At 66.5% G+C, this 20065-nt stretch carries 19 protein-coding genes; 8 read left to right on the top strand and 11 right to left on the bottom strand.

Annotated elements, in window-relative coordinates:
* Positions 1-20: 20 nt before the first annotated feature.
* From ACYX4S_RS09140 to ACYX4S_RS09105, 8 genes are all read left to right on the top strand, one after another.
* Positions 21-788, top strand: a complete 768-nt coding sequence (locus ACYX4S_RS09140) for an SDR family NAD(P)-dependent oxidoreductase (RefSeq protein WP_476362678.1) — start codon at positions 21-23, stop codon at positions 786-788.
* 14 nt (positions 789-802) lie between these two features.
* Positions 803-2002 carry an acyl-CoA dehydrogenase family protein gene (locus tag ACYX4S_RS09135; RefSeq protein ID WP_476362677.1) on the top strand — a complete coding sequence of 400 codons (1200 nt, stop codon included), beginning with the start codon at positions 803-805 and terminating at the stop codon, positions 2000-2002.
* Positions 1999-3042, top strand: a complete 1044-nt coding sequence (locus tag ACYX4S_RS09130) for a phosphotransferase family protein (protein ID WP_476362676.1) — start codon at positions 1999-2001, stop codon at positions 3040-3042. Before ACYX4S_RS09135 ends, ACYX4S_RS09130 begins: the two co-directional genes overlap by 4 nt.
* A 309-nt stretch (positions 3043-3351) precedes the next feature.
* Positions 3352-4656 carry an ABC transporter substrate-binding protein gene (locus ACYX4S_RS09125; protein WP_476362675.1) on the top strand — a complete coding sequence of 435 codons (1305 nt, stop codon included), beginning with the start codon at positions 3352-3354 and terminating at the stop codon, positions 4654-4656.
* 125 nt (positions 4657-4781) lie between these two features.
* The gene (locus tag ACYX4S_RS09120) at positions 4782-5684 is read left to right on the top strand and encodes a carbohydrate ABC transporter permease (RefSeq protein ID WP_476362674.1); all 903 of its coding nucleotides are present in this window, start codon (positions 4782-4784) and stop codon (positions 5682-5684) included.
* Positions 5684-6520 carry a carbohydrate ABC transporter permease gene (locus ACYX4S_RS09115; protein ID WP_476362673.1) on the top strand — a complete coding sequence of 279 codons (837 nt, stop codon included), beginning with the start codon at positions 5684-5686 and terminating at the stop codon, positions 6518-6520. Before ACYX4S_RS09120 ends, ACYX4S_RS09115 begins: the two co-directional genes overlap by 1 nt.
* A gap of 21 nt (positions 6521-6541) precedes the next feature.
* On the top strand, positions 6542-7609 hold the full coding sequence (locus ACYX4S_RS09110; protein ID WP_476362672.1) for an ABC transporter ATP-binding protein: 1068 nt from the start codon (positions 6542-6544) through the stop codon (positions 7607-7609).
* A gap of 29 nt (positions 7610-7638) precedes the next feature.
* Positions 7639-8403, top strand: coding sequence for a DeoR/GlpR family DNA-binding transcription regulator (locus ACYX4S_RS09105; RefSeq protein WP_476362671.1), 765 nt, complete (start codon positions 7639-7641; stop codon positions 8401-8403).
* Positions 8404-8451: 48 nt separating this feature from the next.
* Here ACYX4S_RS09105 and ACYX4S_RS09100 read toward each other — a convergent pair whose 3' ends face one another.
* The 11 genes from ACYX4S_RS09100 to ACYX4S_RS09050 form a co-directional block, all read right to left on the bottom strand.
* Positions 8452-9108 carry an aspartate/glutamate racemase family protein gene (locus ACYX4S_RS09100; RefSeq protein ID WP_476362670.1) on the bottom strand — a complete coding sequence of 219 codons (657 nt, stop codon included), beginning with the start codon at positions 9106-9108 and terminating at the stop codon, positions 8452-8454.
* Positions 9108-9893, bottom strand: a complete 786-nt coding sequence (locus tag ACYX4S_RS09095) for an aspartate/glutamate racemase family protein (protein WP_476362669.1) — start codon at positions 9891-9893, stop codon at positions 9108-9110. Before ACYX4S_RS09095 ends, ACYX4S_RS09100 begins: the two co-directional genes overlap by 1 nt.
* 63 nt (positions 9894-9956) lie before the next feature.
* Positions 9957-10577, bottom strand: coding sequence for a cysteine hydrolase family protein (locus tag ACYX4S_RS09090; protein WP_476362668.1), 621 nt, complete (start codon positions 10575-10577; stop codon positions 9957-9959).
* Complete coding sequence (locus ACYX4S_RS09085; RefSeq protein WP_476362667.1) at positions 10574-12646, bottom strand: hydantoinase/oxoprolinase family protein; 2073 nt, start codon at positions 12644-12646, stop codon at positions 10574-10576. Before ACYX4S_RS09085 ends, ACYX4S_RS09090 begins: the two co-directional genes overlap by 4 nt.
* Complete coding sequence (locus tag ACYX4S_RS09080) at positions 12643-14382, bottom strand: hydantoinase B/oxoprolinase family protein (protein ID WP_476362666.1); 1740 nt, start codon at positions 14380-14382, stop codon at positions 12643-12645. The genes ACYX4S_RS09085 and ACYX4S_RS09080 overlap by 4 nt, the downstream gene beginning before the upstream one ends.
* Entirely contained in the window at positions 14379-15287 is a 909-nt protein-coding gene (locus ACYX4S_RS09075; protein ID WP_476362665.1) for an isocitrate lyase/PEP mutase family protein, read from the bottom strand. The genes ACYX4S_RS09080 and ACYX4S_RS09075 overlap by 4 nt, the downstream gene beginning before the upstream one ends.
* Before the next feature lie 2 nt (positions 15288-15289).
* Positions 15290-16714: an MmgE/PrpD family protein gene (locus tag ACYX4S_RS09070; RefSeq protein WP_476362664.1), complete on the bottom strand. Its 1425-nt coding sequence runs from the start codon at positions 16712-16714 to the stop codon at positions 15290-15292.
* A 10-nt stretch (positions 16715-16724) separates the two neighbouring features.
* The gene (locus ACYX4S_RS09065; protein WP_293723379.1) at positions 16725-17423 is read right to left on the bottom strand and encodes an ABC transporter ATP-binding protein; all 699 of its coding nucleotides are present in this window, start codon (positions 17421-17423) and stop codon (positions 16725-16727) included.
* Positions 17416-18165 (bottom strand): ABC transporter ATP-binding protein, encoded by a 750-nt coding sequence (locus ACYX4S_RS09060; RefSeq protein WP_422068701.1) that lies wholly within the window; start codon positions 18163-18165, stop codon positions 17416-17418. The genes ACYX4S_RS09065 and ACYX4S_RS09060 overlap by 8 nt, the downstream gene beginning before the upstream one ends.
* A complete protein-coding gene (locus ACYX4S_RS09055) occupies positions 18162-19130 on the bottom strand; it encodes a branched-chain amino acid ABC transporter permease (RefSeq protein ID WP_476362663.1) in 969 nt (322 codons plus the stop codon). Before ACYX4S_RS09055 ends, ACYX4S_RS09060 begins: the two co-directional genes overlap by 4 nt.
* Positions 19127-19999, bottom strand: coding sequence for a branched-chain amino acid ABC transporter permease (locus ACYX4S_RS09050; RefSeq protein ID WP_476362662.1), 873 nt, complete (start codon positions 19997-19999; stop codon positions 19127-19129). Before ACYX4S_RS09050 ends, ACYX4S_RS09055 begins: the two co-directional genes overlap by 4 nt.
* Positions 20000-20065 lie beyond the last annotated feature (66 nt).

The following is a 20065-nucleotide window of genomic DNA, read 5'->3' as shown; positions in this document are numbered from 1 at the left end:
GTGCCGGGGAGGGTTCGCGCATGAGCGGGCGGTTCGATCTCGCGGGCCGGACTGCCGTCGTCACCGGAGCTTCGTCCGGTCTGGGGGCGCATTTCGCGCGGGTGCTCGGTCGAGAGGGGGCGCGGATCGCACTTGTCGCCCGGCGTGCCGGGCGGCTTGCCGAAAGCGCTGACTCTCTTGCGGCGGAGGGGATCGAGGCAAGCGTCCACGTTGCCGATGTGACCGACAGGTCGTCACTCGAAGCCGCCTTCGACGAGATCGTCGACCGGCACGGCGGTATCGACATTCTCGTCAATAATGCCGGCATCGCTCGCCCCCGGTCGTTTCTGAAGATGGAAGAGGACGACTGGAACACGGTCATCGACACGGACCTGTCCGGCGTCTGGCGCACGGCGCAGGTCGCGGCCCGCCACATGGCGGAGCGGGGGCGGGGCGGCAGCATCGTCAACATCGCGTCCGTGCTGGGTCTCGTGGTGCAGCCGACGCAAGTCAACTATGCCGCCGCCAAAGCGGCGGTGCTGCACATGACGAAGGCGATGGCGCGCGAACTCGGGCGCCATGACATCCGGGTCAACGCGATCGCGCCCGGATACTTACGTACGGAGATCAACGCCGACTTTTTCGAGACGGAGAAGGGGAAGGCGCTTGTCGAACGCCTGTTCCCCGGTCGTCTCGGTCGCCACGAGGAACTGGACGGGCCGCTTCTGCTCCTTGCCTCGCAGGCCGGAAGCTTCATGACCGGCACCACACTCGTGGTGGACGGAGGCACCATTCTCACCGACGTTTGAGCAAAGGCCGACCGATGGATGCGAACGCCCTTTCCGACCTGACCAGCAGGCTGTCCTCCTTCGTGGAGGACCGCATCATTCCCTCCGAGGCGGAGTACTTCGCCCATGTGGAGCAGCCGGGAAAACGCTGGACAATCCCTCCGGTCATCGAGGACCTCAAGCGCGAGGCCCGCGCGCAGGGGCTGTGGAACCTCTGGTGCCCGCACGCCGAATATGGCGCTGGCCTCGACAATCGGGCATATGCGCCGCTCGCGGAGATCATGGGCCGCTCGCTCATCGCGCCCGAGGTGTTCAACTGCAACGCTCCCGATACCGGCAACATGGAGGTTTTGATCAGCTATGGCACGCGGGAGCAGCAGGACACCTGGCTGAGGCCGCTTCTGGCCGGCGAGATCCGCTCGGCTTTCTCCATGACGGAACCCGACGTAGCGTCCTCGGACGCGACCAACATCCAGGCGTCGATCCTGCGTGATGGCAGGGACTACGTGATCAACGGCTGCAAGTGGTGGTCGACCGGGGCGATGGATCCGCGTTGCCGGATCCTGATCGTGATGGGCAAGACGGATCCGTCCGCCGAGCGGCACCGCCAGCAGTCGATGATACTCGTGCCCGTCGATACGCCGGGCGTGACCATCCGCCGGCCGCTTACGGTTTTCGGGGCCGACGACGCGCCGCACGGCCATGCGGAGATCACTTTCGAGAACGTGCGCGTTCCGGCAGGCAACATGCTGCTTGGTGAGGGCAGGGGCTTCGAGATCGCGCAGGGACGCCTCGGCCCGGGCCGGATCCATCACTGCATGAGGCTGATCGGCGCGGCCCAGCGCGCACTGGAACTCATGTGCCGGCGGGCGCAGTCGCGCGTGGCATTCGGCAAGCCCCTGTCGGATCAGGGTGTCGTGCGGCAGCAGATCGCGCTGTCCGCTTGCGAGATCGAGCAGGGCAGGCTCCTGGCCCTCGCCGCCGCCGATGCCATGGACAAACTGGGCAACAAGGCGGCGCGCAACCTGATCGCCATGGCGAAGATCACCATTCCGGCCATGGCGCAACAGGTGATAGATCGTGCGATCCAGGTGCACGGCGCGGGCGGATTGTCCCAGGACACGGCGCTTGCGGGGCTTTTTGCCTATGCACGCACCATCCGGCTCGCCGACGGCCCCGACGAGGTGCATCAGGATGCTCTGGCGCGCCAGCTTCTCAAGGCGTGGCCCGCATGAGCGCGTCGGCCGCGGGCGCGGGCGTGCCCGACGACGTGGCCGCCCTCGCGCCGCTCCTCGGCAAACGCGTCGGAGAGCTTGGTGGAACGCCGCGCATCCTGCCGCTCGGCCAGGGACAGTCCAACCCCACCTTTCGTCTCGAGGGGCCGGGCGGACAGGCGGTGCTGCGTGTCCAGCCGCCGGGAGACCTTCTCAAGGGCGCGCATGCGGTCGACCGTGAGTACAGGGTGATGAAGGCACTTGCTCCGACGCGCGTTCCGGTTCCTCGGGTCATGCTGCTCGGCGAGGCGGGGGAGGGCCTCGACCGCAAGTATGTGGTCATGGAGCTGATCGAAGGTGTCGTGCACTGGGATCCGGCAATCCCCGGCGCGACGCGGGAGCAACGCGCGGCAATCCACGAGGCGATGGTCACGGTGCTCGCCGACCTGCATTCGGTGGACGTCGACGCCTGCGGCCTCGGTGACTACGGGCGCCCCGGCAACTACTTCGCCCGGCAGATCGCCACCTGGGAGCGTCAGTACCGGCAATCCGAAACCGCAAGGATACCCGATATCGAGCGGTTGATCGGCTGGCTGGGCGAGGCCCGCCTTCCCCCCGATGCGGCGCCCGCGCTGGTTCATGGCGATTTCAGGATCGACAACATGGTGTTCGCCCCTTCCGGAGAGCGTGTATGCGCCGTGCTCGACTGGGAACTGTCCACGCTGGGACATCCCTACGCGGATCTTGCCTATCAGTGCATGCAGTGGCGGTTGCCGCATGACAGCACCTTCAAGGGGCTTGGAGGGATCGACCGGGCGCGCCTCGGCATTCCCTCGGAGGAGGCCTATGTCGCGGCCTATTGCCGGAAACGGGGATTGCCGGGCATCGAGAACTGGACGTTCTGCCTGGCGTTCTCCTTCTTCCGCCTCGCCGCGATCCTGCAGGGGGTCTACAAGCGCCACCTCGACGGCAATGCGGCAAACGCGGAGACGGCCAGGCATTATGGCCGGACCGTTCCGGTGCTGGCACGTCTTGCCTGCGAGGCCATAGAGGCATCCTAGCGGCTCCTCCGGCATGTAGAGCGGGACCGGGGCACGGCGCGTGGTGCCATGTCGCCGACCCGCCGCATCCTGATCCCGTGCATCGATCCTTTCCCGTTCCGCGCTACTGAACCCGCGCCACCTCATGTGGCAATTGCGGATATTACGGAGGCATTGTCACAAAACTGTTTTGGAATATGCGGATATTGATGCTCGAAATTCGTCAAAACGGTCACATGGCCACGCCGGGCCCACAGAGGAATTCTGCGGGAAAAGGTATCGGGCCTGCCACCTGATCGGGTTTCCACACGAATTTGGAGGTCAGTTCGCATGAAAACCACAAGCTCCGGAATCTCTCGCCGTCACCTTCTCGCCATGGGCGCGGCCCTGCCGGCCGCGGGCATGATGTCGGGTCTGATCCGCCCGGCCATGGCCGCCGGCAAGACCAAGCTGCAGTTCATGTATCCGGTCGGCGTTTCGGGTGACATCAACAAGATCGTCACCGGCATGATCTCGCGCTTCAACGAGGAGCACCCCGAGATCGAGGTCGAGGCCATCTATGCCGGCAGCTACGACAACACCGAGCAGAAGGTAATCACGAGCCTCGGCGTCGGCGAGCCGCCGGCACTGTGGCTGCCGATCAACTCCGCGCTGCAGACCTTCCTCGGTCTCGATGCGCTGGAGGATGTGACCGAGCAGGCCAAGGCCGACGACATCTACGACGATTTCCTGCCGGGCTTCCTCAACACCTGCGTCTCCGACGAGCGCCTGTACGGCTTGCCGTTCCAGCCTTCGACGCCGGTGCTCTACTACAACAAGGATGCCTTCCGCGCCGCCGGCGTGGCGAAAGCCCCGGACACGTGGGACGAGCTTCTTGAGGTGGCGAAGGAACTCACCATCCGCGAGAATGGCGAGCTGAAGCGCTGGGGTCTCATCATTGGCGGCGGCTGGCACGACTGGATGTTCGAGTGCTACTGCCGGCAGAACGAACTGGTGCCGTGGCAGAAGGACCGCGTGCTCTTCGATCGGCCCGAGGCGATCGACGCGCTCGAGTTCTGGGTGAAGATGGTCCAGGCGGGCGTAATGGCTCCGGCCTCGACGTGGCAGGGCTCGGCCAACGACTTCCTGGCCGGCAACACCGCCATGCTCTACCACTCGACCGGATCGCTCACGAACCTGCGCACCTCGGCGCCGTTCGAGGTCGGCGTTGCCTTCATGCCGAAGAACAAGACCTACGGCGCGGCACAGGGCGGCGGCCCCCTGATGATCGCCAAGAACCAGACGGACGCCCAGAAGGAAGCTTCCTGGACGTTTGCCCGCTGGATGACCAACACCCAGAACCAGGCGAACTGGAGCAAGGCGACGGGCTACCTCGCGGTGCGCAAGTCGTCCTGGGAATCGCCGGAAATGCAGAGCTACCTCCAGGAAGTTCCGGAGGCCAAGGTCGCGCTCGACCAGGCGGCCTATGCCGGTGCCTTCCTTCAGGTGCCCGGCTATCACCGCGTGCGCGAGTACCTGAAGAGCGCGCTCGACCGCACGCTCGCCGGCGAAATCGCACCCGATGCCGCGCTCAAGGATGCCAACGCGAACTCCAACCGTGAGATCGCCCGCATCCTGCGCCGCCAGAAGGGCTGAGCGGGGTCTTCCCCATGACCTGATCGTGGCGCGGGCTCTCGCGGGCCCGCGCCCGTCTTCCGTTGCCGGGGGCGGCCCGTGGTCCGCCGCGCGATGTCCGTCTCGTGATCTCAGGAACTTTCGCCATGTCGCAGGGTGCCGCCCGCGCACGCAGGAACGAGGCGCTTCTCGCCTACACGCTGCTTTTTCCCTCCCTTGTCTTTCTCGGCCTGTTCACATACTGGCCGATCCTGCGCTCGTTCTGGTTTTCACTGCATGACGTGATGCTGGGCGACCCGGACATTTTCTGGATGGGCGCCGACAACTATCTGCGTCTGATCGACGATCACCTGTTCTGGAAGGTGTTCGCGAACACAGCCTTCTACACGCTGACGACGATCCCGCTGGCCGTGACCGTCGCGCTTCTCATGGCGGTCGCGCTCGACAGCAAGCTGCGCGGGCTTGCCGTCTACCGCTCGGCATTCTTCTATCCGGTGATGATCCCCTCGGTCGCGGCCGGCATGGTCTGGGTGTTTCTCTATGCCCCGGGATACGGGCCGATCAACGAGGCGCTGACCGCGCTCGGCCTGCCGCGTCTCGACTGGCTCTATGACAGTGCCTGGGCACTTCCCGCGATCGTGCTGATGAGTATCTGGAAGTACTCCGGCTACTTCATGCTGATCCTGCTCGCCGCGCTGAAGCTTGTGCCCTCGGATCTCTACGAGGCGGCGCGGCTGGACGGGGTGAGCGCTCCGCAGCGCCTGCTTCACATCACCATTCCGCTGATCTCGCCGACCCTCTACTTCGTGATCGTGATCGGCATCCTGCATAGCTACCAGATCTTCGACTACGTCTACGTCATGACGCAGGGCGGCCCGGCAGACGCCACCAATGTGCTCACCTTCTACATCTATCAGAACGGCTTCCAGTATCAGGACATCGGCTATGCCTCGACGCTGGCCAACACGCTGCTTGTCTTCGTGCTCGCCCTGATCGGCCTTCTCGCGGCCACGCTCGGCCGGCGCGTCCACTACCTGGGAGAACGCTGATGTCGGCTCAAACGCTTTCCAGGCGCCTGAGGGGCGGCTGGCTGCATCTCGTGCTGGTGCCAGTCGCGCTGTTGTGGCTTTCGCCGCTCGTATGGATCGTCCTGACCTCGCTGAAGACGAAGACCGAGGTCTTCGACCCGGAGGCGGGCTTCCTTCCGGCGGTGCTGAATTTCGCCAACTACCCCTCGACGCTCTCGGTTGCCCCCTTCGGCACCTATCTGCTGAACTCGGTCATCGTCACGGGGTCGATCCTCGTCTGCCAGCTCGTCACCATCACGCTTGCGGCCTATGCCTTCGCGCGGCTGGAGTTTCCCGGCAAGAAGCTGCTCTTCACCCTGTTCCTGCTGCAGGTGATGTTCCCGATCTATGCGATCTTTCTCACGAACTTCGTCACCTTGCGCGAGTTCGGCCTGGTGAACACGCTGGCCGCGATGGTCGTGCCCTTTGTCGCTTCGGGATACGGTACCTTCATGCTGCGCCAGTCGTTCCGCCAGGTGCCGCCGGAACTGTCCGACGCCGCGCGGCTCGACGGTTGCGGTCACTTCGGCATCCTCTGGCACGTCTACCTGCCGCTGGTTCAGCCGACCCTGGTGGCCTTCGCCATCATCTCGGTGGTGACCCACTGGAACGATTACATGTGGCCGCTTCTGGTCACCAATTCCGACAGCGTGCGCACGTTGCCCATCGGCCTCGGCCTGCTGGCGAAGTCCGACTCCGGCGCCGACTGGACGCGGCTGATGGCCGGCACGACCATCGTCGTCTCGCCGCTGCTCATCGTCTTCGTGATCTTCCAGCGCCGCTTCATCGACAGTTTCATGCACACCGGCGTCAAGTAACGCCCATCCGGAGACCCGACCATGGCCACCGTACAGTTGCAGGACATCTGCAAGTCCTACGGCTCCCGAAAGACCGTTCACGACGTCACGCTCACCGTCGAGGACCGCGAGTTCATGGTGCTCGTGGGGCCGTCCGGCTGCGGGAAGTCCACCACGCTGCGCATGGTCGCGGGGCTGGAGGACATCACCTCCGGCCGTCTCGTGATCGACGGGCGCGACGTGACCGACGTGGCACCCCAGCAGCGTGACATTGCCATGGTGTTCCAGTCTTATGCGCTTTACCCGCACATGAGCGCCTGGAAGAACATGGCCTTCGGCCTGCAGAAGACCACGAAGCTCTCGCGTGCCGAGATCGACGCGCGCATCCGGGAGGCGGCCGAGATCCTGCATATCACCGACCTTCTCGACCGGCGTCCGAAGGAGCTTTCGGGCGGAGAACGCCAGCGCGTCGCCATCGGTCGCGCGCTTGTGCGCCAGCCGCGCGTGTTTCTCTTCGACGAGCCGCTGTCGAACCTCGACGCCAAGCTGCGCAACCGGATGCGCTCGGAACTCAAGCGGCTGCACCAGGAACTCGGCCTGACCGTCATCTACGTGACGCACGACCAGATCGAGGCGATGACGCTCGGCACGCGCGTGGCGATGATGTCCAAGGGATCGTTGCAGCAGGTCGGGCGGCCGATGGACATCTACATGAAGCCGGCGAACACCTTCGTCGCGACCTTCATCGGCTCACCGGAGATGGCGCTCATTCCCTGCAAGGGCGCGCGGCGCTCCGGCCTGGCCCATGACGCCTTCACCGGCCCGCTGGCGCTTGGCGGAACGGATGTGCCCGACGAAGTGCTGCTCGGCGTGCGTCCGGAGGAGGCGTGCCTCGTGCGTGAGGGCGGGATGGCGCGCGCGCGCGTGCTTCAGAGCGAGCTGATTGGGGCAGAGGCGCTGGTGGAGGTTCAGCTCGGCGACGACCGCATGACGGTGCGCAGCGCGGTCGCCGACGCACCCGCGGCAGGGGAGGAGATCGGTCTCGATTTTGACCTCGACCGTGCGCGCCTCTTTCACGGCGCGACCGGACAGGCTATCGAACTCGGGTAACGGGCCCGGAGCCAAGGAGGAGGCGGATCATGGCACCGACACCCAGACAGGCCGAAATCCTGGGCGTGCTCAAGATGCGCGGCAAGGCGGCGATCTCGGAGCTTTCCGAGCTTCTGGAGGTGTCCGACGAGACCGTGCGGCGGGATCTCAAGGGGCTCTCGGCCGATGGGCTGGTGGAGAAGTTTCACGGCGGCGTGCGCCTGTCGATCTCGCGCACCGAACCGCCGTTCGAGCGTCGGCTCCGCGACGCGGTGGAGGCCAAGCGCCGCATCGCGCGGCGTGCGGCGGCCTTTATCGACGAGGGCGCGACGGTCCTTCTCGACAATTCCACCACCGCGAGCTTCCTCGCCCGCGAGCTGGTGCACCGCGAGCCCATGACGATCCTGACGATCTCGCTCGAGATCGCCAACATCATCTCCCATGCGCCGACCGGCCACCGGCTGATCCTTCCCGCGGGAGAGGTCCGTGCTGAGGACCGCACCATCACGGGAGCGGGAACGGTCGAATACCTGTCGAGGTTCTCGCCCGGCTTTTTCGTCATGTCCGTGGTGGCCGGCTCATCGCGCGGTTGCACGGACTTCGACCTGTTCGAGGCGGAATTCAAGCGGGCGATGATGCCGCTGGCCGACCAGACCATGATGCTCATGGACGCGAGCAAGTTCGGCAAGTCCGGCCTGATTCACGTCTGCGACTGGGGAGAGATCGACGTTCTGGTCGCGGACCAGGTGCCCCGGGATGTGGCCGATAGTTTCGAACACGGTCACCTGCTGATTGCCGGTGACGAGGACAGTTAGGGAAAGAGGGGCGATCCCGGGGAGGGGCTCCCGGGATCGCACGGTGCGTCAGGCGTCGGAAATCGCGCGGATCAGGTCCGTCTTGCGCTTTTCCGGTTCGGGATAGCCCTGACGCGAATGGGTGAGGCCGAGGCCGACGAAGCTTTCCGCCATCTTTACGGCGACCGGTACCGGGCGCGAGAGCGGCACATGAGCGGCGCCCTTCACCAGGTCCGCCGCGCCGCCGGCAAGAACGACCGCCTCGGCGTTTGCGGAATGCGCCGCGACGGCCTCCGCGTTCCCCACCTCGTGAAGACCCGCGCACTGGCGGTGCAGCGCGTTGTCATGCACGAGACGGCGGGCACGCTCGATGTCGCGGGATGTGGCCAGAACCGTGAAGGACCCGGCGAGCGTCAGCGCATGGAGCATGGCGGTCTTGCCCGCGCCGACAACCGGGATTGCGAGCAGCGAACGCAGGGCGGAAACGCCGTAGTCGCCGAAATCGGCTACGACGAGCGCGTCGAAACCCTCTTCCCCGGCCGTTTGTCCCGCCGCCATCATGGCAAGGTCCGCCAGTGCCCAGTCCTGCGCGCTGACGGGCGGAACCGCGGCGAGCGGTACGTTGCGCGTGACGATCTCGGTGCCCGGATCGGCTGCGGAACGGGCGGCCTCGATCTCTCCGGCGAGATCCACGTCTTCGGGAACGAGTACGAGAATGCGGGGCATCATGCGCCTCCCTTCGCGGCCTGGGCGTTGAGAACGTCCGCGGCTTCGCCCATGCGCCTGAGAACCTCGGCGGCGGGCACGCGCGGTGCCGGGTAGCTCGCCCGGCTGTGCGAGAGTTGCAGCCGGATCGCCGCATCGGCCATGCGGTAGGTCAGCGGTCCCGGGTTGAGGATCGGCACGGGCAGGCGCTCGGCAAGCCAGGCATGCGCCTCATGCATGGTGGTGGAGCCGAGCATGATCACCTCGGCGCCATCCTCGGTCACCGCCTTCATCGCCGCGTCGTAGAGCGCGGGGAAGAACTCGTCCTCCTTGCCGGCGAGCAGGCTCTGGTTGTTCGGCTGCAGACCTGCGGAGCGGACCGAGGCAAGCTTGTGGGAAATGCCGAGTTCCGCGACGGTCTTGGAGTAAAGGTGCCGCCAGCGGTCCCACATGGCGAGCACGGAGAACTTCTCGCCGAGCATGAGCGCGGTGAGCATGGCGTGGCGCCCCGGAGCGATCACCGGGATCGACAGTACCGAACGCAGCGCCGACATGCCGCTGTCGCTCACCGTGTCGATGCACACGGCGTCGAAGCCCTCGCGCTCGGCCTCGATGCCGGCTTCCAGGATGCCGATGTCGGCGAGCACGGAATCCTGCTGGCTGACGTAGTTGACGGGCGCGATGCGCACCGGACGGAATTCGAAGTCAATTCCCGGCCCCAGGCGCACGGCCTTGAGCTGCGCCTTGCGCTTCTCAAGGTTTTCCGCGCTCATCGGGAAGGGAACGATCACCAGAACCCTGGCCATGGCTTTCCTCCTGAATGTTGGTTGCGCCCCGGACGAGAACCGGGGCGGCGTTCGGCGGCTCGGTCAGCCCGGAAATTCCCGGCTGACGTCGTCAATGGAGGCGACCCGGCACACCGGTTTCAGCGCGGCGATGGCGGTATCGTGTGTTTCCTTCGAGAAGGCGGCACAGCCATCGGCAAGCACCGTGACATCGAAGTCGCGCACATGCGCGTCGCGCACCGTCGACGCGACGCCACCGTTGGTGACGATGCCGCAGACCAGGAGCCTGCGGATCGCGCATTTGCGCAGCACCCACTCGAGCCGGGTCATGTAGAAGGCGGAATAGGCGACTTTCTCGACACTTAGGTCGGCCGGTGCGAGTTCATCGACGAGCTGGTGTCCCCAGCCGTCGGGCACGAAGTCGCCCTTCGCGAGGAAGGGGCGAAGCTCCTTCAGGTGCGGCGAAATCAGCGGTTCTCCGCCCTTGGCCGGCACCAGCGTGAACTGGGTCGAGATGATCCAGCCCCCGGCCTGCCGGATGCGGTTTGCCAGCGGCGCAATGCGCGCCGGCAATGCCGCGATCTCCTCCGCGCCCTGGCCCGCGCGCCCGTAGGCGCCCCTGGGATGCAGGAAGTCGTTCTGCAGGTCGACGATGAGAAGCCCTGTCTCGGCCGCCGGGACCGGTTCGTGTGCTCCAGCCATCATTTCCGCTCCAGGATGACGTTGCCGAGTTCGTCGACGCGCGCCGAAAGGTCGGGGTCGACCAGAACGGTCGCATCGGGCTGTTCGAGGATCGCAGGGCCCTCCACCACGGCGCCGACCGGGAGGTCGAGCCGGGCGAAGATCGCGGTCTCGTGCCAACCGCCATCGAACCAGACGGAACGCGTGCCGGTGCGCGCCGTCTCCAGCGAGCAGTCGGCGCCCGGCGCCAGCGTCTTGAGGTCGAACCGCGGACGTCGGCCGATGGCGGCCGTGCGCAGGTTCACGATCTTCGCAGCGAGACCGGGCAGCAACCGGCTGAAGGAGGCCTGATAGGCGGCGTCGAAGGCTTTCTGCACGGTCTCGCGGGTAAGCCCCGTGCTGCCGTTCTCGATCGATACGGGCAGCGGTACGCTCACCGTGTGGGTCTGCCCGACGTAGTGCATGTCGAGCTCGAACACGATGTCGATGCGTTCCATCTGAAGTCCGGCATCCTCGACCACCTTGCGGGCGGCGTCGGCTTCCTCGACCATCCGGGCGTCGAGCGCCGCCGTGTCGAGTGCGTCCACGGTCAGATTGACTGTTTGCACCTGGTCGTGCCGAATATCTGCGATGACGCAGCCAAGCGCGGAGTTGATGCCCGGGTAGCGCGGGACGAGGGCGGCCTGCAGCCCGACGTCCTTGATCAGCGCGCCCGCGTGAAGCGCGCCACCGCCGCCGAAGGGCACGGCGACGAACTTCGCCGGATCATGGCCGCGCTCGATGGACACGAGGCGGATGGCGCCGGCCATCCGCCCGTCGGCGACCTTCACGATCGCTTCCGCCGCTTCCATCACGCCAAGGCCGGTCGGGCGCGCCACATGCTCCTCGATGGCGGCCTTCGCGGCTTCCACGTCCAGCCGTGCCAGCTTGCCGCCGATGGGGCGCTCGGCGTTGATGCGTCCGAGCACGATGTTGGCGTCGGTCAGGGTCGGACGCGTGTTGCCCTGGCCGTAGGCGACTGGCCCGGGGCGCGAACCGGCGCTTTCCGGGCCGACCTGCAGCAGGCCGCCGGCATCCACATGGGCGATGGAGCCGCCGCCGGCGCCGATCGTGGTGATCTCGATCATCGGCGTGCGGACCACGAGACCGAAGTCGATGGTCGTCTGCGCGGCGAGCGAGGTCTCTCCGTCAACCACCAGCGAAACGTCGAAGGAGGTTCCGCCGAGGTCGCCCGTGATGATGTTCGGATAGCCGGCCTCGCGGGAGATCGCGGCCGCCGCGATCACACCGGCCGCCGGGCCCGACAACGCGGTGCGAACGGGCAGCTTGCGTGCCGTGTCGGTGGACATGACACCGCCGTTCGACTGCACGATGTGGAAGCGCCCGGCGAAGTTCTCGCCCGCAAGGGCGGCGGAGAGCTTGCCGAGGTACCCGCCCACGACCGGCTGGAGGTAGGCGTTGAGCGCCGTGGTCGAGGTGCGTTCGAACTCGCGGATTTCCGGCAGGATTTCCGCCGAGGAGGCAACGTTCTCGTTCGGCCAGGCCGCCCGCACCGCCTCGAGCGCGGCGAGTTCGTTCGCCGGGTTCGCATAGGCGTTGATGAAGCATACGGCAATCGCCTCGGCGCCCGCGTCGATGGCCGCCGTCACGGCCTGCCGGACCTCGTCCAGGTCCACCGGCGTGTCGATGGTGCCGTCGGCAAGCACCCGCTCGGTGACCTCGAAACGCAGGTCGCGCTCGATCACCGGCGTGAAATCGCCCCACAGGCCCCATGTGTTGAGGCGGTCGCGGCGGCGCATTTCCAGAACGTCGCGGAAGCCCTTCGTCGTGATGAGCGCGGTGCGCGCGCCCTTGCGCTCAAGAAGGGCATTCGTCCCCACGGTGGTGCCGTGGACGATGGACCCCAGGTCGGCAACGTCGCCGAAGGTCTTCAGCCCCTCGAGGAAACCGGTCGCCTCGTCACCCCGGTTGGAGGAGACCTTGGCGGTGCGGAATTGCCCCTCGGCCTCGTCGAAGTAGAACAGGTCGGTAAAGGTTCCGCCGACATCGACGCCGACGACGGCGCCCTTCACGGGCGTGAAACGGGTGGTCATGCGGCAGCCCCTTCGCGCAGGTTCCGGGTTTCGGTGGGATCGACGTCGCCCTTGTCATCGAGGACGACGCCATAGGTCTCGCGGGCGGCCTCGCGGCTGACGAAGCCAAGACGCACGTCACGCGCGACCTTTTCCGGCTCGCGTGTTTTCGGGTCCCCGAAACCGCCGCCGCCGGGGCTTTCGATGCGCACCTTCTGGCCCGGACGCACGCGCACGTCCGCGACCTTTGAGGCAAGTTCCGGCGAGCGTTCGCCCTCGTCGGTTTCCCAGACGAAGCGGTTGAGGGCCGCATCGCCGCCGCCGGCCACGCCGAGCGGGGGATAGATGCCGCGTTCGCCAAGCAGGAACACATCCGCGTCGGTCATGGTCTCCAACTCGTAGACGGCTCCGACACCGCCGCGATGACGTCCCGCGCCAGCCGAGTCCGGCCGAAGCGCCCACTGGGTGAACTTGACGGGATAGGAGGCTTCCAGGATTTCCGCCGGCGGGATCGTCGCCATGGAGATCGGATTGTTGGCGTGGTTCAGTCCGTCGCTTTCCGGATTGCCGCCAAGGCCGCCGCCGAAGAAGGAGAACATGACATAGCGCGATCCGTCGTCCCGGTAGCCGGCCACCGACAGAGCGTTGATGGTGCCGAAGGGGCCTGCGGTCGCAAGCGCGGGATCCGCCTTGGCGAGTGCGCCGAACACCACGCCGATGACTCGAAGGATCGTCTCGGTGTAGCCGCCGACGGGCTTGGGCGGCTTCACGCCGAGCAGCGTCGTCTCGGGAATGTTGAAGGTGATCGGCCGCAGGCAGCCGGCGTTCGCCGGGACGGCGGTGAAGACGTGCTTCAGAGCCACGTAGCAGCAAGCGGCCGCCGTGGAATAGGCAATGTTCAGCGGTCCCGCGCAAGGCGCCGACGAGCGGGAGAAGTCCAGCGTCATCTCGTCGCCGGAGATCGTGAGGTCGAGCGCGATGGTCAGCTTGTCGGCGGTGATGCCGTCGTTGTCGAGATAGTCCTCGAACGTGTACACGCCGTCGGGCAGGGCGCGCACCGCCTCGCGCATCATGGCCTCGGCGCGGTCCGAGAAGGCCTCGAAGGCCGCCGCCACGGTGTCGTCGCCATAGGCCCCGAGCACGTCCGCCAGCCGCTTCTCGCCAAGATCCAGCGCGTTGAGCTGGCCGTTGAGGTCGCCGTAGTTGGAGGCCGGAACGCGTGAGTTCGCAGCCAGGATGTCGATGAGGTCACGGTTCATGACACCGTTGGCGATGAGCTTCACCGGTGGAATGCGAACGCCTTCCTGGAAGCTCTCGGTGGCCTTGGCGTTGAATCCGCCCGGAACGTTGCCGCCGATATCGAGCCAGTGGCCGACGGAGGCAATCCAGCAGTAGAGATCGCCGTCGCGAAACACCGGCCGCACAAGCCGGAAGTCGTTGAGGTGCGTGCCGCCCGCGTAAGGGTCGTTGAAGAGATAGGTGTCGCCGGGAGCAAGCTCGTCGCCGTCCTTCTTCACCTTGTCGATGACCGCCTTCACCGCGAAGGCCATGGCGCCGACGAAGATCGGCAGGCCGCGCGTGCCCTGCACGAGGGTTGCGCCGGTCTCGGCGTGATAGAGACCGTGGCAGGCGTCCCGCGCCTCGGCGATGATCGGGTTGAAGGCCGAGCGGTAGAGCGTCGCGTCCATCTCGTCGGCGATCTGCTCCAGCCGTCCGTTGAGGATAGCGAGCGTGACCGGATCGAGCGTCTTGCTCATTTCTCGTCTCCCTTGTCGCGGCGGGCGGCCACGGCCTGCGTGCCGTAGTCCTCGTAGGTCTGGCCGGAGGCGAGCATCGCCGGCGTGCCGATCAACTCGTTCAGTTCGCCGAACTGGAACATGTTCCCGGCGAACGGCGTGTTGGTGCCGTTGGCGAAGAGCGAGGCGTAATAGGCCTGGGCCGTGCGGGCGAGGGCGCGCACGATGCCGCCCGGGAAGATCACGATGGAGTAGCCCATCTCGCCAAGTTCGGCCGCGGTGTACATCGGCGTGTTTCCGCCCTCGACCATGTTGGCCAGAAGCGGAAGCCGCCCGCCAAGCGCCTTGGCGACCGCTGAAAGCTGTTCGGATGAGCGCGGCGCCTCGACGAAGAGCACGTCGGCGCCCGCGTCCGCGTAGAGCGAGGCCCGCTCGAGCGCCGCGTCGAAGCCCTCCACCGCAACCGCGTCGGTGCGGGCGATGATGAGGGTTTCCTCGCTGGCGCGCGCATCCACCGCCGCCTTCACCTTGCCGACCATCTCCGCCGTGGAGACCAGCGACTTGTCGGAAAGATGGCCGCAGCGCTTGGGCAGCGTCTGGTCCTCGAGCTGGATCGCGCTGGCGCCCGCCCTCTCGAAGGTCCTGACCGTGCGCTGCACGTTGAGTGCGTTGCCATAGCCGTTGTCGGCGTCGACGATGATCGGCGTCTCGATACGCTGGCGGATCAGCCCGATGGTGTCCGCGACCTCGCTCATGGAGACGAGCCCGATGTCGGGGCGTCCGAGCTTGGTGTAGGCGATAGCCGCGCCCGACAGATAGAGCGCGCCGAAACCGGCGTCGGTCGCGATGGAGCCTGTCAGGGCGTCAAAGATGCCGGGTGCGACGATGGGAGCGCGTCCGCCGGCAAGCTGTGATTTGAGGGTCATTCTCATCGATCCTTGATCGCGGGTTCGGCCAGCAGGCCGTTGAAACCCTTGAGGTCGGCCGCCTTGTCGAGATCATCGACGGCGGCAAGGACGCGGGCGGCATGCGCCGCGCCCCAGACGGGGGAGGCGAGGTCGGCGAATTTCTCGCGAACCTCCTGCGGGGTGAAGGGGTCCACGGCATCGCCGCGATTGGTGAAGGTCTCGCCCGCGAGTTCGCGTCCGTCGGTGAGCCGGATCGTCACGCGCGCCGGGCGCTTGGCCGGCAGAAGGGCCGTCAGTTCGGGATCCTCGCGCAACGTGACCCTGTCGGCGAGCGACAGGATCGTCTCGTTGGAAAGATGCGGTTCGCGGAAGGCTTCGACCGCCGCCTTGCCGTTGACCAGCGTCGTCGCCACGGCGAAGGGCAGCGAGAAGCGCGCGGCCAGGACGTTGTGCGGGCGCGGAGCGTCGAGCTGTGCCGCCATGGCATAGGTCTCGATCTCGATGGAGGCGATGTCGGAGGCGGCAAGCATGTCGTGCCTGGCGACGAGACCGGCGACGACGTCAAGGGCCGCGTGGGTAAAACGACAGGCGGCATGGCGCTTGAAGTAGTTGCGGGCGATCTCGAAGCGGCTGCCCAGATCGTCGTCCATGCCCGCTCCGGTGAAGCCCTCGCCCAGAATGCCGTCGTAGACGCTTGCCACGCAGTCGCGTTCACCGGAAAAGCCGGAGGCCACAAGATCCCAGGCCGCCATGCCGTTGCGGTTGGAAAGACCGCAGTAGCTGTTGCGTGCGGTGGCCCCCTCCAGCATCGCCTTCAGGCTTGCGCCGACGCTCATCGTGGCGGCGACATTGATGGTGGTGGCGATCTCCTGCTTGCCCGCGCCTTCCAGAAGTGCGGTTGCGACCGCCGCGCCGACGGTTCCCCAGGTGCCGTGCGGGTGCACGCTGGGGCGAAGCCTGCAGGCCGCTCCGATGCGCGCGGCAACCTCGTAGCCCATCACGAAGGCGCTCAGGAGATCCTTGCCGGAGCGTCCGTTTGCCAGGGCCGTTGCCAGGGCCGCCGGCAGCACGTGCACGCCCGGATGGCCGCGTGCGTAGGAATTGCCTTCGTCGAGTTCCAGGGCGGTGGACGCGACGCCATTGACGAAGGCGGCGTCGTCACCGCGAAGGCGGACACCCGCGCCGATGGCGGCTACGTCCCCTGTTCCCCGGCGGGCGATCCGCGCGGCGAGGGCGGTGTTCTCGGGCTCCTGCATTCCGGCCGCCATGGCGCCGATGCAGTCGAGGAGAACGAGACGGGTCTGGTCCTTCAGCGCGTCGCCGAGGTCGTCGAAGGAGAAATCCGTGACGAACCGTGCGAGACGCTCCTGCCACTGCGGCCGTTCGGCGGCAAGCAGCACGGACGCCGGCACGAGGCCCGGCGCTTTCGGGGAGGTGTTGGACATGATCGCCCTCCTAGAGTCCGAGATAGGCGCGCTTGAGTTCGGGATCGGCGGCGATGTCGGCGGCGGTGCCGGACATGATGACCTCGCCGTTCTCGACGATGTAGGCCCGCGAGGCGATCTCGAGCGATTGCACCACGTTCTGCTCGACGAGCATGATCGGCAGCCCTTCGGCGTTGAGGCGACGTATCAGCGTGAACATCTCCTCCACCAGCAACGGAGACAGGCCGAGAGAGGGCTCGTCGAGGATGAGAAGCTTCGGCTCCGCCATCATGCCGCGCCCGATCGCGAGCATCTGCTGCTCGCCGCCTGACAGGGTCCCGGCCGCCTGCGCGGCGCGTTCGCGCAGCCTTGGAAAGACCTCGAAGACATGCTCCAGGTTCTTCGCGCGGTTCGGCTTGGCGCGACGATAGCTGCCAAGTTCCAGGTTCTCGCGAACGCTCATGTTCGGGAAGATCTTGCGCCCCTCGGGCACGTGGATGAGGCCCGCGTCGACCGCCGTGATGGGCGAGCCGCCGAGTGAACGTCCCTCGAAGGTGACTGAGCCCTCGCTCAGTGGGAGCATTCCCGACAGCACCTTGTTGAGCGTCGTCTTGCCGACGCCGTTCGCGCCCAGCACGGCGACGATCTCGCCGCGTGTCACGTCGAGGTCGATGCCGCGCAGGACCTCCACCGCGCCGTAGCCTGCGCGCAGGTTCCGCACCTCAAGCATTGGCCTCTCCAAACTTTGCCATGCGCTCCGCCGCGCCCTTGCCCAGATAGGCTTCGATGACGGCCGCGTCGTTGCACACTTCCGCCGGCGTTCCGTTCGCGATCAGTTCGCCCTGGGCCAGCACGTGGACGTGCTCGCAAAGGTTCATGACGGCCTGCATGACGTGTTCGATCATGAGGATCGTGACCCCGTCGTCGCGGATCGCGTGGATCACCGGGACGATGTCGCGGATTTCGGACGGGTTCAGGCCGGCCAGCACCTCGTCGAGAAGCAGGAGTTTCGGCTCCGTCGCGAGCGCCCGGGCGAGTTCCAGACGCTTGCGTCCCGCGACCGTCAGGCTGGCGGCCGGCAGGTCGAGGTCCTTTTCCAGGCCGACGCGCACGCCCACGGCGCGTGCCTTCTCGATGGCCGCCTCGGAACCGGCATTGCGCAGGTATGAGCCGACGGTGATGTTTTCCAGGACGCTCAGGCCCGCGAAAGGCTGCACGATCTGGAAGGTCCGGGCGATGCCGAGTTCGGCCCGCTGGTGCGGTTCGAGCGAGGTGATGTCCCGCTCGCCCCACCTGATGTGGCCGGACGTCGGCTTGAGAAAGCCGGCGATGATGGCGAACAGGGTCGTCTTGCCGGCGCCATTGGGCCCGATGAGGCCGGTGATGGAGCCTTCCCTGACGCCGAAGCTGGCGTTGCGCACCGCGACGAGGCCGCCGAAACGCATGGTGATGTCGTCGACCGTGAGGATCATGACGCGGCTCCCTTCAAGGATCGCGGCAAAACGCGACGGATGAGGCCGAGAATGCCGCCCGAGGCGAAGGCCACGACCAGGATGAGGACGATCGCGAAGACGATCAGATCGACGCCGGGCACGCGGCCGGCGAACTCCTTGGTGAACTCTCCCAGCCCGTGCAGCGTGAAGGCGCCGACGAGCGGGCCAAGCACGAGGCCCCGGCCGCCGACCATGGGCGCGAGAAGCGCCTCGATGGAGATCCAGATACCGAAGGCGATGGTCGCGTCCACATACAGGAAGTTCTGCATGTAGAGCACGCCCGCGGCCGCGGTCATCGCGCCCGACAGGCTGATTGCCCGCAGCTTGACCTTGAGCACGTCCACGCCGAGCGCGCGCGCCGCGTCCTCGTTCTCGCGCACGGCGACGAGTTGCGCCCCGAAGCGGGAGTTCGCGATCGAGCGCGAAATCACCAGGCCCGCGAACACGAAGACCAGCACCAGCCACAGAAAGTACGAGCGGTCGGCGAACTGCATGTTCCAGAACGACGGCTCGAGCTTCAGCAGCAGCCCCGCCGCGCCGCCGGTCAGTTCCGACGCGTTGGCGAGAATGCGGGCCAGCTCGGCGAAGGCCAGCGTGATGAGCGCGAAATAGGATCCGCGCAGCCCGGCCCGGAAGCTGAGGAAGCCGATCACGAAGCCGACCGCCGCGCCGGCGGCGATGGCGGCCACGAGAGCCACCCAGGCGTTCACGTCGAAATGGTACTGCAGGATCGCCGTCGTGTAGCAGCCCGTGCCGAAGAACACCGCATGGCCGAAGGAGGTCTGTCCGGCGACGCCGCCAAGCAGGTTCCAGCCCTGAGCGGCCAGCGTGATGATGAGCGTCAGCACAAGGAAGTTGGCGACGGAGTTGGAATGGATCACGGCGGGCGCGAACGCCAGAAGGGCCGTGACGAGAAGGATCGGAAGGTAGCCCCGTGCCGTCATGCCTTCGCTCCGAAAAGTCCGGTCGGCCTGAAAAGCAGGACGAGGATGAAGATGAGGAAGATGCCGATCTGGCCGAGGCTTTCTCCCAGAAGAAGTCCGCTGACGCTCTCCACGACACCGATCAGCAGGCCGCCGAGCAGGGCGCCCGGGATCGAGCCCATGCCGCCGAGCACGACAATGGTGAAGGCGATGGAGATGAAGGCGCCGCCGACGCGCGGGTTCACGTAGAAGGTGGGCATCAGTAGGCCGGCCGCGATGGCGAGGGCCGCGCAGCCCAGCCCGAAGGTGAGGGCGTAGATGTGGCGCACGTCGATGCCCATCAGGCTGGCGCCGAACTTCTCCTTGGCCACGGCGCGGATGGCCTTGCCGGCATCGGAGCGGTTCATCAGGAACCAGAAGCCGGCCGAGACGACGACCGAGCCGATGAAGCCCACGAGCTTCGGCGCGGAAATCAGGAACGGCCCCGCCTCGACGATGGCGAAGGAGAAATCCGAGGAGATGGCGCGCGTGTCAGATCCGAAACCGGCGAGAAGCGCGTTCTCGATCAGGATCGACAGGCCGAGCGTGATGAGCAGGATGTTGCCTTCGTCACCGTGCGATGCCGGACCGATCAGGTAGCGCTGCAGGCCGTAGCCGAGCGCGAAGAACACGGGCGCGAGAATGAAGATGGAGACATAGGGGCTGATGCCGGTGAGCATGTTCAGTCCCAGAACGGCGAACATGGCGGCGGCAAGCATGGTGCCGTGGGCGAAGTTGATGATGTGCAGCACGCCGTAGACCAGCGTCAGGCCCAGGGCGATCATCGCGTAGATGCCGCCGGTCAGGAGCCCGTTGATCATCGCCTCGAGGATGATGGTGGGAGAGTACATTGTCCGATCCGTTTCGAAGGGGCCGCAGCCTTGGCGGACCGCGCGCTGACGCGCGGTCCGCGGTGT

Source organism: Stappia sp. ABD4_338, from assembly GCF_056312175.1.
The sequence above is the reverse complement of the archived record's forward strand: the minus strand, read 5'-3'. Positions and strand labels throughout refer to the sequence as shown.

Excerpts from the sequence above, each read along its gene's own strand:
- ACYX4S_RS09100 (WP_476362670.1), bottom strand. The coding sequence starts at position 9,108 with ATGCCCCGCATTCTCGTACTCGTTCCCGAAGACGTGGATCTCGCCGGA.
- ACYX4S_RS09130 (WP_476362676.1), top strand. The coding sequence starts at position 1,999 with ATGAGCGCGTCGGCCGCGGGCGCGGGCGTGCCCGACGACGTGGCCGCC.
- ACYX4S_RS09135 (WP_476362677.1), top strand. The coding sequence starts at position 803 with ATGGATGCGAACGCCCTTTCCGACCTGACCAGCAGGCTGTCCTCCTTC.
- ACYX4S_RS09110 (WP_476362672.1), top strand. The coding sequence starts at position 6,542 with ATGGCCACCGTACAGTTGCAGGACATCTGCAAGTCCTACGGCTCCCGA.
- ACYX4S_RS09120 (WP_476362674.1), top strand. The coding sequence starts at position 4,782 with ATGTCGCAGGGTGCCGCCCGCGCACGCAGGAACGAGGCGCTTCTCGCC.
- ACYX4S_RS09050 (WP_476362662.1), bottom strand. The coding sequence starts at position 19,999 with ATGTACTCTCCCACCATCATCCTCGAGGCGATGATCAACGGGCTCCTG.
- ACYX4S_RS09055 (WP_476362663.1), bottom strand. The coding sequence starts at position 19,130 with ATGACGGCACGGGGCTACCTTCCGATCCTTCTCGTCACGGCCCTTCTG.
- ACYX4S_RS09065 (WP_293723379.1), bottom strand. The coding sequence starts at position 17,423 with ATGCTTGAGGTGCGGAACCTGCGCGCAGGCTACGGCGCGGTGGAGGTC.
- ACYX4S_RS09140 (WP_476362678.1), top strand. The coding sequence starts at position 21 with ATGAGCGGGCGGTTCGATCTCGCGGGCCGGACTGCCGTCGTCACCGGA.
- ACYX4S_RS09080 (WP_476362666.1), bottom strand. The coding sequence starts at position 14,382 with ATGAGCAAGACGCTCGATCCGGTCACGCTCGCTATCCTCAACGGACGG.
- ACYX4S_RS09075 (WP_476362665.1), bottom strand. The coding sequence starts at position 15,287 with ATGACCCTCAAATCACAGCTTGCCGGCGGACGCGCTCCCATCGTCGCA.
- ACYX4S_RS09095 (WP_476362669.1), bottom strand. The coding sequence starts at position 9,893 with ATGGCCAGGGTTCTGGTGATCGTTCCCTTCCCGATGAGCGCGGAAAAC.
- ACYX4S_RS09070 (WP_476362664.1), bottom strand. The coding sequence starts at position 16,714 with ATGTCCAACACCTCCCCGAAAGCGCCGGGCCTCGTGCCGGCGTCCGTG.
- ACYX4S_RS09105 (WP_476362671.1), top strand. The coding sequence starts at position 7,639 with ATGGCACCGACACCCAGACAGGCCGAAATCCTGGGCGTGCTCAAGATG.
- ACYX4S_RS09125 (WP_476362675.1), top strand. The coding sequence starts at position 3,352 with ATGAAAACCACAAGCTCCGGAATCTCTCGCCGTCACCTTCTCGCCATG.
- ACYX4S_RS09060 (WP_422068701.1), bottom strand. The coding sequence starts at position 18,165 with ATGATCCTCACGGTCGACGACATCACCATGCGTTTCGGCGGCCTCGTC.
- ACYX4S_RS09090 (WP_476362668.1), bottom strand. The coding sequence starts at position 10,577 with ATGATGGCTGGAGCACACGAACCGGTCCCGGCGGCCGAGACAGGGCTT.
- ACYX4S_RS09085 (WP_476362667.1), bottom strand. The coding sequence starts at position 12,646 with ATGACCACCCGTTTCACGCCCGTGAAGGGCGCCGTCGTCGGCGTCGAT.
- ACYX4S_RS09115 (WP_476362673.1), top strand. The coding sequence starts at position 5,684 with ATGTCGGCTCAAACGCTTTCCAGGCGCCTGAGGGGCGGCTGGCTGCAT.